The sequence below is a fragment of the Bradymonas sediminis genome (assembly GCF_003258315.1).
GTDB classification, from domain to species: domain Bacteria; phylum Myxococcota_A; class Bradymonadia; order Bradymonadales; family Bradymonadaceae; genus Bradymonas; species Bradymonas sediminis.
The window spans coordinates 815,520-829,816 of sequence record NZ_CP030032.1; the positions used below are offsets into that span (position 1 = coordinate 815,520).

Sequence of the window (14,297 nt, forward strand, 5' to 3'; positions counted from 1 at the left end):
GGCGCGTCCTTTTTTGTCGCGCACCCCAGATTTTGCGGCCCTATACTTGCGCCGCCGGTCTTGGCAGGGTTAAAACAAATGTGTTCATCACTCGAAATTTAGCGCAGGACCCTTTCATGTCGCATAGCTCCGGAGATGGTACCAATCAGCCAGCCTCCGACCGCAGTCGCACTTCCCAACCGGGCCAGGGGAGCCCCGCGCAACTTCGAGACCAGTTGCCGTCGGTGCATCGCGAAGATGAGACGCTCAGTCGGGTCACCCGCACGCTGAAGCGCGGCATCGCGCCGGGCGGCTGGGATGATTTTGCCGAGGCCGACCGCGGCCTGCTCGAGAACCTGGGCGGCCTGGACCAGCCCTTCGCCCTGGACATCAACGCGGAGTTCCGGCGCACCGTCGAATTCGAGGATGCCTTCCCGCGTTTTCGCCCCCAGGACTATGACCGCGAACAGACCCCGCGCGACGCGGTCGACCCCTTCGACCTCGTTGACCTGCGCATCGAGCCAGACCCCGACGCGCCCGCCGAAAACGGCCGGCCAACCCGCATTCTTGTCGGCCTGGGCGCCCACGGCGGGCGTGTCCCCGTCGCCGCGCCGTGGGCGCAGTTTTTAGAAGAACTCCGCGAAGAAACTAGCGTCGAGGGCGACCTGCAGCTGCGCTCCAGTTACGTCTTTTTGGTCGCCAACTTATTGCGCTTCTACGGCGCCGACGCCCCGGAGGCCGCCGCGATCGCTGACGCCTTACACGGCGCCGCCACTCAATTGCCGGGCGGATTGCGCGCCTCATTGGTCGACCTGGTGGTCCAATATTGGGGCGATGGGGGGCTCGACTTTATCGAGATGGTCGAGCAGCTCGAGCAACGCGACAACCGGCACGACCCCAAGAGCGCCGGGCATCGGCGCGCAAGCATCGCCCTGGAGCGGCTGCTGGGCGGGGCGCTTGAGGAGGACGTCGCCGACCGCATGCGCGCCTGGCTCTACGCCCCCGAAACCCTGGCCGGTCTGGGCTTTCGCGGGATTCGAGCACATCAGCAGGGCGCGCGCGTCATCGCCGCGCAGATCTGGGAGCAGGCCGCGACTTATCTGCGCGAGGAGCCGCGCCAGGTCGTGGCCGACACCGCCGTCTATTTTATGCGCGACGCCCCCGGCTTTTTTGAGCGGGTCTATCGGCAGCCCAACCTCGCCTCGCGCTCGCGCGCCCAGCTGTTGATGATGCAGCGCCACGCCGCGATGGTCGGCGACCCGCGTGGCGAGGCGATGGCCCTCTATGAGTTGGTTATGGGGGATATCGAGGTCGGAAAGCGCGAGCAACGCAGCAGCGCCGGGACCCACGAGAGCAGCGGACAAAGCGCCTGGCAGGCCCGCCTCAAAGCGCTGGCGGCCGCGAGGCTCTTTCGCCTGTCGACCCTGCTCTACCGCTTCAAGCAGGCGCGCGAGGCCGCCGCTGGCCCGCTGGCCGGCCTCTCCGCGTACCGCGTGCTCCACGACGCGGCTTCATTGGCGCCCGATAACCGCCTCTATTTGCGCCGTCTTGTGCGCCGCTCCCGCCAGCGCGGCGACCTCAAGACCTGCGCCAAATCACTGCGAACCCTCGCCCGCGATTATCATAACCATCAGCTCGCCGCCCTCGCCGCCACCGAGTTGGCGCGCACCATTTTCCTGAGCGCAAACCCGCTGCCGCCCGAGAAGCTCTCGCTTGTCGAGCGCTATTTGGGTGAAGCCCTGGCGAGCGACCCGGCCTGTGAGCCCGCGCTTCTTGCCCTGAGACGACTTCATCGGCGCGACGACGGCGAGCGGGCCGATGACGCGCGCGGCGCCGACGAAGCCGAACTCTTTGCCCGCGGCGATTGGAGCGCGCTCGCCGACCGCCTGGAGCAGCGACTTGGCGAGGTCGAGGAGCCCCAGGAGTGGAGCGCGTTGGCGTTTCGCATCGCGCAATTGCACGCCTGGCACCTCTCGCCGATCTCGGACTCGCGCCTGCGCGCGGAGTTCTTGGAGCAGGTGTTGATCGGCGCGCCGGAGCATGTGCCGACGTTGGTCGAGCTGCTCGACGTGCGCCTGGCCCGCCAGGAATACCCCGCCGCCCATGACCTCCTGGAGACCCTGGCCGACCTGGCCCACGACCTCGATGAGCGCGGGGCATGGTTGGTGGAGCGCGCCGAGTTGCTCGAATACCACCTGGGCGACCCGGCTCAGGCGGCGCGGGTATTTCGCGACGCGCTGCGCCACGCGCCTGCGAATACCGACGCCTTTTTGGGTCTGCTGCGCTGCGACGGGTTTTTGAGCGACGCGGAGATGGAGCAGGGCGTGCTCGTTGAGATCGTGGCTCGCCTGGACGCGGGCGTTTCAGTCCACGAGAGCGACGCGATGGCCGTCGAGTTGATGTTGCGCGCCGAGGTCTCCGAGCGCGCCCGCGAGATTTTGGAGCAGCGCTTCTCGGGCCTACCCCTCTGGCAATTTATAAAGCTCTGCGCCAGCGTCTCCGATGATTCCCTGAACCACGACGCGCTTCGCGTCCTCAAGCGCATGTGGATGTTGCCGCGCGCGGTGGAACTGCTTGACGTCTTCGAGCGCTTCTTTGTGGACCCCGATACCCTGCGCGAAGCGCCGACCCGTGAGGCGGTGAAGGCCCAGCTTGGCCGCATCGATATCGCGCCCGCGCACGAAGGCCGAATGCTGTGGGCGATGCAGGGCGCGCGCGGGCTCGCAGACCCCGAGATCTTCGGGCTTATCGCGGCGCTCAACGCGCGGCGAAGCCGGGATTTTATCGCCCGTGAATCCCACCTCTTGTGGATGGCGATGAGCTTTTTGTGGCGCGGCGAACAGGCCTCAGCGCTCAAGATCTGCGAGCATATTCTGGCCCGCTTCCCCGACTTTATGCCCGCGCTGAAGTTGGCCAAGATCATCGGCCCGAGCCTGGGGCGCTGGGCTGAGGTCGCGCGTTGGTGTGAGCTCGAAGCCCGGCGCACCCGCGTCGAGCGCGTCGGCTTTGAGAGCCGCCTGATGGCCTCCGAAGTCCAGCAAAACTACCTGGGGGACTTCGACGCCGCCTGCCTGCAATTTCGCACGCTCTTGCAGCAAGACCCGGCCCACCCCGAGGCGTTCGAGAAGCTCAAAGACTTGCTCCTTCAACGCGGTGATATCCCCGAGGTGCTGGAGCTATTCGAGCAGCGCCTCTCCCTATTTATCCCCGACCAGGAGCGCATCTCGTTGCTCAATGAGATGGGCAAAATTGCCCTGTACCGGGCCAATAATACCCGCCTGGCCAAGGGGTATTTTGCCCGCTCGCTCGACCTCGACCGCCAGCAACTTCGGGTGCTGCGGATCATCGGCGAGTTGCACCACGAAGTCGGCGACTACGACGAGGCGATTCGGGCGTACCGCGACGCGGTCGCCCTGAGCGAGCACACCATTTTGATCGAGCGGCTCTTGCTTGGAATCGCCGCCCTCCACGAGCTCGCCGGGCAACCGGCTCAGGCCATCGGCGCCTACCAAGAGGCGTTGGATATTGACCCGGATCGCGTCGGAATCCTGCTCGATATCGCGCGATTGCAGATGGAGTGCGGCGCCAACGAGGACGCGCTGGGCGCCCTTGAGCGCCTCATCGCCCACGAAGAAGAGGAAGATGTTCCGCCCGAAACCTCGGTCTTGCGCGAGGCGCTGAGCCGGCGCGCCCAATGCCTGGTGCGCCTTAAGCGCCCGCGCGCCGAGGTCATGTCGGTCTATCAGGCGCTGCTCCAGGCCTATCCCGAGTCCAGCGAAGACGTCGACGCCTTCGCCGAGTATATGCGCGCCGGCGGCTTCGAAGACGAGGTCGAGCCGTTCTTCGACAAGCTGGCGGTCCACGCGTTTCTGAATATGAGCGGCCGGCCCTTTGCCCCGCATTTCGACATCGCGCGGCGCCTTGGCCACGTCGACCGGGCGTTTAATCTGGCGGCGGTCGCCGGCGTGCTCGGGTATACCAACGACGTGATGCAGCGCTATCATGAGGTCGAGTCAAAGCAGCGGCGCTGGCCCCACACGCCGCTGCCGGTTGATATCGTGGCGGAGTTGACCCCCGCGACGCTGACCCCCGCGTTCGTGGGAATCCTGCGCCATAGCGAGGCCGCGCTGGCCGTGGCCTGCGCCGCAACCGGCGCGCTGCCCGAGGCGCCCGCGGAGTCGACGCGACTGGATCGTCGCGACCCCGCGCTGCCCGACGCGCTCAAGAAGGCCACCGCGTGGCCGGGGCTCTTCGGGCTCGAATTGCGCGAGGTGCGCGAATATTCGGGGGTCAGCGACGCCGCGAGCGATGCGACCCGGCGCGCGCTTGCTGGCGGAAGTCTGCTGGTCGAAGATGACGGCGCGCGCCTTTATCTCGACGCGCGCTGGCGCGAGGCGAAGGACCCCACGCAGCTCTTGGTGCATCTGGGGCAGCAATTGGCGGCGTGGAGTTTGGGGATCGGCAAATGGCAATATCTTGACCTGCGCACGCGGTTTCTGGCGGTGTCACGGGTGGTCGATTCTTATGTGCCGGGCTGGGGCAGCGGGGCGGTGGGCGCCGAGACCATCGACCTGGACGCCGTGCAGCAGTGGGCCAAAGAGGCCGCGACGCCGGAGCTGGCGGTCCACGCGCTCGACATCGCCGCGCGCCTGAGCGTGCAGGGCGTCGAGCCGGAGTTTCGGTTGGTCGAGCTTACCCTCGAGCGCGCAGCTTGCGTGTTGCTCGACGACCCGGCGCGCTTTTTGCCCCACACCAAATACCTCGGCAGCGAGCATGGCATGCTCCAGCAGCCCTGGAGTTTCTTATTCAGCGATATCGCGGCGCATATCCGCCACCGCGTCGGCGTGGCGCGCGAGCGCGAAGTCGGCGTTGCCGGCGCCGCCGACGACGGATGAGCCGGCCGGGCTCAGGCCGGGCTCATGCGCAACGCGTCGGCGACCCGGCGCGCCTCGACCTCGTAGGGAATCGCGCGGTACGCGGCGCTGTCGCCGAGCCCGCGCAGCAGCCCCGCCATATAGTCGCGCAAATATTTATACAAAAATTTGAGCATCCCATCGCGCGAGAATTGAACCACGTGGGCGACTTCGTGGGCGACGAGGTTCAGCGGGATTTCACCGTCATCGCCGAAGAATTCGCGGCGAATATAGACCTTGGACCCCAGCGTGATCGCGCTGGCGCGCGTCTTCAGCGCCGCGTACGCCACGCCTCCGCCCAGCCCCCGAATCTCGCCGACCATCGGCGTGCGCCGCAATAACACGCAGCGGTCCACGGCCTTCTGGCACAGCTCCGGCGGCGCGATCTCGCTGGCCTGGAGCGCGGCCAGCACATGGTCTCGCTCATCGCTATACAGTCGTCGCTTTAACATGCTCATTTTTCTACCCGGTGAGGCTGAGTTTCGCCTCTGATTTAGGTCCGTTCCGCGCATCAGCGCCCAAAAATTATTGGGCCTTTGCCCGGAGTGTAGCCGAACCTGACTCCCGGGTCACGGCGCAGCGCCCAGAACTTGCCGACCGTTGCGCATCACCAACAAAATAAGCCCCAACACGATCAGGATGGCCCCGGTCGGCGGCTCCTGCTCGCCGGCGCCGGTGTTGCACCCGGAGCGGCGCAGCCCGAGGTCCGCCTCGCTGGGGAACTCACTGGCGCGCAGGCATTGCGGCGGCTCTTCTGCGCGCAGCGGGTAGGTCGCGCACAGCCCGTTGATATCGTCGGGGTGCAGCGCGCGCTTGCTCGTCTCGCCGACCGGCGCGGTGCTATACATCGTGGCGTTTCGGAGGTCCGAGTGGTCCAGGCCGATAAAATGCCCCACCTCGTGGGTCAGCGTATTGCGCAGGTCGACGTGGTTGGCCCGCGGGATATTGCCCGCCGAATAATTATAGAGCTCGGTATTAACCTGGATATCGGCGTCGGCGATGATCCCGTTTCGCGGGTTATAGGTGACGCTGGTCAGGGCGAATGCCTTGGCGGTTGCCAGTTCGTCCCAGTCCTTATCGCGCCACATCACAAGGTTGGTGTTGCGGGAGTCGCCGGCGCGAAATGTCGAGTCTTTTTGGGTGGTTAGGCCGCCGTCGACCAGCGTCATGTCGCTGCACTCGACGTCGGTCCATGCCTGAAAGGAGAGCGCCACCGCCCGGCGAACTTCGGCCAGCGCGGCTTCGTCATTGGACCCGCCCGCCACGCTCTCCAGCGCATCTTCGTTAATGTGATAGAGCACACAACGCGCGCTCCATCGCAGCGGCTTGGGTGTCTGGTCCTCGGCGCAGCGATGCTCCGATCCCTCCAGATTACACGTCATCGTGTGGCGAAACGCCTGGGCGTCGCTGGTATGAAAGAGCACCAGCGCCGCGGCCGCGGCAAAGACCATCCCCCCAAATATTTGCTTCACTCATTCCCCCCGGTGTGAGTTCTGCGCATCGATTTGGCCTGGGCCAGCGCGCCGATGCGAGAGCGCGCGCTTTGGTTATTTCTGCTCGTCCACGACCCGGCGAATCTCCTGCTTAAACTCGCTCAGCGCGCTCACGCGCCGGTAGATATCCGCGGGCTCGGCGCGCTCAAAACGCTGCGGGTTCTGGGAGACCTTCGCGCGCTGCTGGGCCTCGACTTCCTTGAGTTCTTGGCCCTGGGCCTGCGCGGAGGCGTCGTCCTGCGCCTTGGGTTGAATCTGCGGCAGCACCGGCGCGGCCAGGGCGAGGTCGCCGAGGTAGGGCACCACATAGGGCGTGAGGTTATCCGGCCCCAGCGCGATATGAAATTTCCCCTGGGCCATGCCGGTGATGACCGGCAGGGCGTCGGCTTTGGGCTTCTCCAAGAAGACGATCACTCGCTCGCCGGACTGAAAATGCGGGCTGCCCGCCACGCGCGTGGCCAGGTCCGGCGTGCGCCCGCCAATCTGGCGGATCGTCACGACTTCGCCGGCTTCGGCTCCCTTAAACGCGTCGGCCACCCGCACCGTGGTATAGGTGAAGACCCGGCCATCCTCGACCCGCGCCTGCACCTCGGTCACTTCGCCCTCCACGATCTGGTCGGAGTTGGCCACCAGACTCTGCATATCCAGGCGCATCACCGTCGCCGCCGACACGCTCGCGGCGCCCGCAAAGCTCACCAACACCGCCGCCATCATCAGCAGCAGGGCGCGCAGGCGACTGGGGGTGGAGCGGCGTTTGGAGGCGAGTAATTTCTGCGCGAATATATCCATGGGAGTCGATCTCATCGTTAGGCTTTAATGTGGGCTACCAAACCGCTGTCTCACCGTCGTTGCATCTTCAAATAGTCGATCAATCGGTACTGAAATTCAATAGCGTCCCGGTTTTGCTCCGTCGGCGGCGTGACTTCGCTGTGGCCGAGCGTGCGGTTGCGGAAGAATCCATCCTGGAGAAAGACCACCAACTCACCGTTGTCGATCTTTTTTCGCCGCGCAATTTCGACGCGCTTGATGCCGTTTGATTCAGGAGCACCGGATGTGCTCGCCATCGCGCTCACGAAAGATGAGCCCCAGGTGGAAGATATATCCAAAAGGTACGGAGGCAAATCCCCGCTCGGGTTCTGCGCGGGCCGGCGCATCATCGACAGCTTAAGCCCCTTGACCTCGAGCACCTCGGATTCGATGGGGTGGCTCCCCGCAATCTTCGCGATGTCCAGGTCGGTCAGTTCGCCTTCAGGCGTCGTCACAAATTCCAGGTCTTCGTCGCCCACCCGCAGCGAGAAGTCCGGCGCAAGCTCCGCCAAAAGCGCGATGGTCGCCGGGGAAATCGCGTCCGCCTCGAAGCTCAGCACCACCGTCTTTCCCTGCTTAAAAAAGCTGCGAATCCGCCGGATCGCCGCGGCGTCATAGGCCATGGTCGGGTTCATGATAAACAGCGCTTCATCGTCGGTGTCGACCCCGAGGCGTGCGCGCGCGGTCACCAGATGGTCGCGGTTGAAGTTGACGTAGAACGGATAGAAGTCTTCAGCCTTGCCCCCGCCCAGGTTGAACTCATTGCGCGACATATCCAGCCCGATATTATACCCGCTCGGGCGAGCCGCGCGCAGCGGCGCTTCGCCGTCCCGCCCGGCCAGCCATTGAAAGCTATTCATCATCAGGTCGAAGTTGTCGGCGAAATACAGCCACGCGTCCCCGAAGATATTCTGGTCGCCGACCACCACCACGCGCCCGTCGCCGTAATCGGCCGCCGACACCATCGCCAGCGGGCCGCGTGGCTCAATCGACTCGTCGCCGTCGAAGCGCCAATTGCCATAAAACCCGCCGGTATCCGTTTCGTCCCAATAATCCCCGTAGCTCTGTTTGCTGGTCCAGGCCACCCCGTGCTCGCCAAGAATCGGCCCGCCGGTCTGCGGGCTGATCATGTCGACCCCGCGGGTGACAAAATGCGGGTCAAAATCCCACAGCATCAGCCAGGCCTTGCCGTTGACCGCGTACTCCGGCGGCTCGTCGACCGTGGTATGATACCCCATCTCCATGCCCATCGGCGCCAGCAGCGGGTTGATGCGCTCCGAGCTGCGATAGACGTTGGTGTGGTCGCCGATGACGAAAAGCCCGCCGCCCTCGCGCACCCATTGCTGAATCGCCGCGTACTCCTGCTGGCTAAAATTCGGCCGCTTCGAGTCCACCAGGTTGATAAAGAGAATATCAAACCCCTTGAGCCGCTCCGCCGACAGCGGCATATCGCGAATCGAGCGCACCTTATACCCGTGGTCGATCAGGTGCTCAAAAGCCCGGTAAAAGCCGTACACCCCCTGGTAATTATAGTCCCATTTGCCCAGGCGATAGTCCTCATGATTCTGCAGGCGCGTGTGGTAGAGGTCGACCAAAATCCACGGCCCATCGCCCTCCGGCGGCGCGTAGCTCTCCTCATCGAAGATGCCACAGCCAACGAGGCTTAGCCCCAAGAGGACGATCAACAGGCCGCGCGAGAGGCGTCGAAGACGGTAATTCATGATATGTTTCTTAGGGTGCATTAAAGATGAGGAGGAGCCGTGGGCGATGCTCTGATTAGCTCAGGACTTTGCCGATCGTGTCTTTGGCGCGCTGCATCGTGGTGTCTTCGAGCACACGGCGGATATCACTATTTTCGGCGAGCAACTCCAATAGGATGTCTCGACCAATCGCCAGGACGCCGACGTTCTCGCTGAGCGCCTCGACGCTGGCGGTGGCTTTCTTGCCGCTGAGCAACGACACCTCGCCCAGATACGCCCCGGACCCCAGCGTCTCCAACTCCACCACGCGCTCGCCGATGCGCGACCAGACCCGCACCTCGCCGCTGAGCACGATATAGAGCGAGTTGACCTGCGCGCCCTCCTCAATGATCACCTCACCCACCTCATAAGGCTGAACCGACGCGGCGCGCATCAGGCGCTTCTTCCATTGCTCATTGAGGTCCTTAAATAGCGGCGATTTGCGGACGGCTTGGTCGATAATTGCGCTCATAATGGCTCTTCTTCGGCGGTTAAATTTATGCGGTCGGACGCGCGTCAGGGGGCTCGCGCGCTTGGCTCGCGACACTGTAGGGTAATTGCAGGCCGGTTTCTAGTTTCTTCCGAGTCGAACCCGCCAAAGATTCTGGCGCGCGGCGCGCCTGGCCGGCCTCGGGCGCGATCGCGAAAGTTTTGCGCATTTCAATTTGCTTGTTTTCTTATTGAGGATCTTCTAGTGCTTGCACTCATTGAGAGTGTCTCCGGGCGCATCGCTTCGCGTCTGCGAGAATATTCATCGACTTTTGGGACCCCCGGATTCATTGATATGTCGACTTCAACTCCGCGCACACAGCCCCTCGTGATGACGCGCATGATGACCGCAACGCTCATCACGAGTCTCTGCTTGGTGACGAGTTGCGCGCTCTGGGACGCCGCAAACCCTTCCTCCGACGGGGGCGACGACGCGCCGGACGCCGTGTCATTGGACACCGGCGCCGACGGCATCGACATCGACATCGCTGATGCCTCCCAGGCGGAGGACGTAGCGCAGGCATCGGACTGTCAGGTGGGCGACGGCCTGGGGGTTCTCGAGGTGGATCGGGGTAGGGTCACGCCTCAATTCCAAGCACGAGCCGCCTTTGACGGCGCAGGCATCTGGGTGGTCTATGTTCGAACCTCCGCGCAGTCTCCCGAGGGGTCCATCGAGCAGGCGCGCGACATTATCGCGACCCGAATCTCGTGCGCAGGCGAGGTCCTCGTCGCACCCTTTGCGGTCAACGAAAATCCCATCCACGTCGAGAGTCCGACACCGTCGATCGACGTTAAACGCGACACGGTTTATCTGGCGTGGAACTCGAAATCTGCCTGGTCCTCTCCCGCGCACCAGATTTATTTTCGCACCCTGAGCGTCGGCGGCGACGCGTTGATGCCGGCCGAAAGGCTGGTCAACTTTAACGGCAGCACCCCCAACGCGCGGGTGTCCGACAGTGTTACCGAGTCCGATATCGTGGCGCTAAATCAGGGAGGGGCGCTGGTCGTGGGCTCAACGTTTGATATGGCCGAGCGGCGCGTGTTTTTTCAGCGCCTCGATGATCTCGGCGAGTCGGTGGGGCCGGCGGTGCCCGTCGATTTAGCGTCGGACTCCTTCCAGACGCGCCCGGCGATCAGCGTTGATCCCAGCGACCATGTCTGGGTCTCCTGGCAAAGCTTAAGCTATGGTCAGGACAGCTACGGACCTAATTATACCGCGTATCGTAGCTTCGATATCGACGCCCCCGAGGCGCCGAGCGCGGTCGAGCTTTTGCAGATATCATCACCCAAGGACCGAAGAGCTCGCATCTCCAGGCAAATTCCGCACGCCGAGTCTGTGTATTTGGCATCGGTCACGGACGAATACGGGTCCCATCGCATCGCGTTGCTTAACGCGGCGACGGACACCGACTACCTGCTGCTCGGCCAGGAGGCCGTGACCAATGACTACCCCGCGGTGGTTTCCTGGGGCGGCGGCGGCGCCGTGGCCTGGTTCGTGCGAGATATTCGCTCGGAGGAGCTCGACGAAAAAGTGCTTTTACTTCAACCCTTTCGGCCCGACGGTGCCCATATTCAAGTTGGGGCGCCGGTTGAGGTCGCTGTCCTGAGAACCGATGTAATCAACGGTGAGCATCGCGGTGGCCCGGACATCGTTCATCTGGGCCAGGACGACTATTTTGTGCTGTGGCACGAAGGCAGTGATGCCCGCAAATCGAAAGTCAGAGGGCGCTTCGTCAAGGCCCGGGTTGACTGAGCGCCCATCCTTCGTCGACGATTTAGTGAGCACCCAGCAGAGACAACAAAGATGAACTCCTCCCATCGGGCGAATCGCCCCACCCGCCAAGCGCTGCTCGGTCAACTATGCCTGGTCGCCGCGCTGATCTTGTTCCCCGGCTGTGCCCTGTGGGACGCCGCGAATGGCTCCGATGATGATCCGGCAGATGCGAGCGATGTTGCTCAGTTCGACACCCTCGCCGCCGACGCAGATAGCCGCGACGCCGATGAGCCCGAAGTTGTCGAGGCTGACGCCACCGACGATGTCGGCGCGGATACAGCGGAGGAGCCCCACGCGTTTAAGAGCTGCTTGAGTACGGAGGCTGTCTACCCTCTCGAGGTGGGCGCTCCCAAGCCCCAATTTCACCCCCGCGTGGCTTTCGACGGCCACGCGATCTGGGTGGTCTACGCACGCGGTAGCGCGTTGGATGCGACCGCACTCGAGATTTTCGCGACTCGTATTACCTGTGACTCCGGGTTCCTTGCCGAGACCTGGCAGGTCAGCACCTTGCCGATTCTCGAAGTGGATCCCGTGCCCTCCATTGATATCGTCGGCGGAACGGTTCATATGGTGTGGCATAGTGATGTGGACACCGGGGCGGCCGACCGCTCCAAGGTGGCCTATCGTAGCTTTGGGGTCGATGGCGAGCCGAAGATGGATGCCGAGGTCTATGTCGACTTTGTCGTGCCAGGGGGAGGCGCTGGTGCTTTCCATGACTTCTACACTGCCGATATCGTTGGCCTCTCAGAGGGCGAGGCCCTCATCGCGGCGGTGTCCGACGATAATATTGGCGAGATGAGGGTCGTCTTGCAGAAAGTTAGCCACCTGGGCGAAGCTCGCGGCCAGGCCGTGGCGGTGCCGTCGACCAGCAACGCGATTCAACTTCGGCCCAGCGTCGCGGCCTCCGCCAGCGGCCCGATATGGGCGGCGTGGCTGGAAGCCGCGACCGATGGTTTAAGCGGATATCTGATAAAGAGCAGCGCCTTCGACCGCAGCACCCTTGGCGCGACAGAGCAGCCGATGACCTCCAATAGCCGGGCGTCCATCCAGGTCGGGCCCAGACACGTCAATGGAGTACTGGAGGACGAGTCGGTGTATTTTGTCCAACAAACCGATGCATTGGCAGGCCGCCTCTACAGCGCCAATCGCGCCGGGGATGTCAGCGCTTTTGGATCCGATGATGCGAATAATATCTTCCCGTCGCTCGCCTCACATGGCCGTGGCGGCGCGGTCGCCTGGTTCAGCCGTACCAATACCGACCCGGACCAACAGCGCCAGCTGATGGTGCAGACTTTTCGCGACTCGGGGAGCGTGACTACCATGGGGGTGGCCCAGGCAATCGCGCGCGTCGACGCGCCTTTAACCAAAAAATTGCCCGGAGGGCCCGAGATCATTTCGATCGGCGGGCACTATTATTTCGTCGTGGCCCAGGACGGTGGGACGACGAGCTCCACAGCGCTTAAAGGTCGCTTCGTTAAGCTGCCGGCGCAGGCGGACGCCGACTAAGCGTCGCATCATCATCGCATATTTTTGCTGTCATCGAATTTACTGATTTCACGTCTGCGCGGTTCAACCATCTGCGTCGACGTACTCCTTATTCCCGAATACTTCCGCATGATATCGCCACGACCTACGCACCATCTCCCGCGCGCCATCTTCCGTCTCCGAGCTCCGGTTGTTGCGCTGGCGTTTCTTTGCTCCAGCTGCGCCCTATGGGACGCCGCGAGTGGCCCTTCTGATGACACGGGCGACGCCGCCGATATTTCTGACTTCGATATTGGCAGGGCCGACGTCGCCGCTGACGCCGACGTCGAGCCTGCGGACGTCCTTGACGGCGAGGATGGCGCGACGCTGGGTGGGCCTTTCGATGATTGCCTGCGGGACGCGTCTGGATTTGCTCTCAACCTTGCCGGCTTGAAGCCGCAATACCAACCCCGCGTCGCTTTCGACGGCACTGCAATCTGGGCGGTGTACACCCAACAGCGGAGCCCAGCAGGTGATACCGAATTCGATATTATCGCGACGCGTATCACCTGCGAGGACGGTGAGCTGAAAAGAGCATCGTACCCGCTTAACCAGGATGTTCTTACGGCCGACTTTCCTTCTCCATCGATCGACATTGCAGGCACCACTGTTCATGTTGTTTGGAGCAATGCCGACGACGTCGTGATGAACCAGGGGCAGGTGGCGTATCGGCGCCTCCATATCGACGGCTCGTCGTTGATGGACGCCGAGACGTTCGTTGACTTTCGGCTCGAGGGAGCCGCGCTGACCCATTTTGGCTATCCAGAAATTGTCGCTCTTCCCGGCGAAGAGGCCATCATTACGGCGGTCGCGGGGTTTAACACAATCGTATTGCAACAAGTCGAGGGGGATGGGGAAATTGTCGAAGACGCAGTCGAGGTGAATACCGATGCTTCGGCCCTGCGAACTCGGCCCAGTATCGCCGCCGGCGCCACCGGACCGGTCTGGCTGGCGTGGTTGGAGCCGAAGGCATTGGGCAGTTCGCAATACCGAGTTGGCTATGCCTCATTTGAGCGCAGCAATTTTGAACCCACGGGGCAGCCAGCTACCGTAGATACCTTGTCGATTCGAAGAGGGGGGCCGCGATTCGCCCGGGGCATTTTTAATGAGGAGCACGTGTTTTTCGTCGAGCAATCCAATACGTATCGGACGCGACTCTATAATGCGACCCGGCATGGGACCTCCACTGAGTTTGGCGCGGAAGATACGACTAATTCTAATCCATCGGTCACTTCCATGGGCGCTCGCGGCGCGGTGGCTTGGTTTAGCCGGGAGGACGCGTCTTCTCTGGGGAGGCAAGTTAATATTCAATCATTTCATGACAGCCAAAATCGCATCGATATGGGCGCCCATAAGACCATCGCGACGGTAGACGGGCCGGCGGTTCCCCAACTCCCCGGGCGTCCCGAGATTGTCTGGGTTGGCGGCGATACATATTTCGTCGCCGTGCAGGATGGCCCCACAGCGTCTTCAACGGAGGTTAGGGGGTATTTGGTTCAGTTGGACTAATTGCTTGAGTATGCCTTTACATCAGGGGGGCTTGCGGCCATAGAATAAGCGGCTCACGACGCAACGACGG

The 14,297-nt window shown here is 63.1% G+C and carries 9 protein-coding genes; 4 read left to right on the top strand and 5 right to left on the bottom strand.

What is annotated here, in order from left to right:
* Positions 1 to 116 precede the first annotated feature (116 nt).
* Positions 117 to 4,874 (top strand): tetratricopeptide repeat protein, encoded by a 4,758-nt coding sequence (locus DN745_RS03085; protein WP_133621730.1) that lies wholly within the window; start codon positions 117 to 119, stop codon positions 4,872 to 4,874.
* Between the two features lie 11 nt (positions 4,875 to 4,885).
* Here DN745_RS03085 and DN745_RS03090 read toward each other — a convergent pair whose 3' ends face one another.
* From DN745_RS03090 to DN745_RS03110, 5 genes are all read right to left on the bottom strand, one after another.
* Positions 4,886 to 5,344, bottom strand: coding sequence for an eCIS core domain-containing protein (locus tag DN745_RS03090; protein ID WP_162687419.1), 459 nt, complete (start codon positions 5,342 to 5,344; stop codon positions 4,886 to 4,888).
* A gap of 117 nt (positions 5,345 to 5,461) precedes the next feature.
* Positions 5,462 to 6,364 (bottom strand): matrixin family metalloprotease, encoded by a 903-nt coding sequence (locus DN745_RS03095; RefSeq protein ID WP_133621731.1) that lies wholly within the window; start codon positions 6,362 to 6,364, stop codon positions 5,462 to 5,464.
* A 75-nt stretch (positions 6,365 to 6,439) separates the two neighbouring features.
* Positions 6,440 to 7,174, bottom strand: a complete 735-nt coding sequence (locus DN745_RS03100) for a hypothetical protein (protein ID WP_111332076.1) — start codon at positions 7,172 to 7,174, stop codon at positions 6,440 to 6,442.
* Between the two features lie 50 nt (positions 7,175 to 7,224).
* Entirely contained in the window at positions 7,225 to 8,913 is a 1,689-nt protein-coding gene (locus DN745_RS03105) for a DUF4350 domain-containing protein (protein ID WP_111332078.1), read from the bottom strand.
* Between the two features lie 55 nt (positions 8,914 to 8,968).
* Complete coding sequence (locus DN745_RS03110; protein WP_111332080.1) at positions 8,969 to 9,403, bottom strand: cyclic nucleotide-binding domain-containing protein; 435 nt, start codon at positions 9,401 to 9,403, stop codon at positions 8,969 to 8,971.
* Positions 9,404 to 9,715: 312 nt separating this feature from the next.
* Between DN745_RS03110 and DN745_RS03115 the strand changes: the two genes are divergently transcribed.
* The 3 genes from DN745_RS03115 to DN745_RS03125 are packed head-to-tail and all read left to right on the top strand — an operon-like array spanning position 9,716 to position 14,227.
* On the top strand, positions 9,716 to 11,173 hold the full coding sequence (locus DN745_RS03115) for a hypothetical protein (protein ID WP_133621732.1): 1,458 nt from the start codon (positions 9,716 to 9,718) through the stop codon (positions 11,171 to 11,173).
* 51 nt (positions 11,174 to 11,224) lie between these two features.
* Entirely contained in the window at positions 11,225 to 12,700 is a 1,476-nt protein-coding gene (locus DN745_RS03120) for a hypothetical protein (RefSeq protein ID WP_111332084.1), read from the top strand.
* Positions 12,701 to 12,724: 24 nt separating this feature from the next.
* The gene (locus DN745_RS03125; RefSeq protein WP_133621733.1) at positions 12,725 to 14,227 is read left to right on the top strand and encodes a hypothetical protein; all 1,503 of its coding nucleotides are present in this window, start codon (positions 12,725 to 12,727) and stop codon (positions 14,225 to 14,227) included.
* Positions 14,228 to 14,297: the final 70 nt, after the last annotated feature.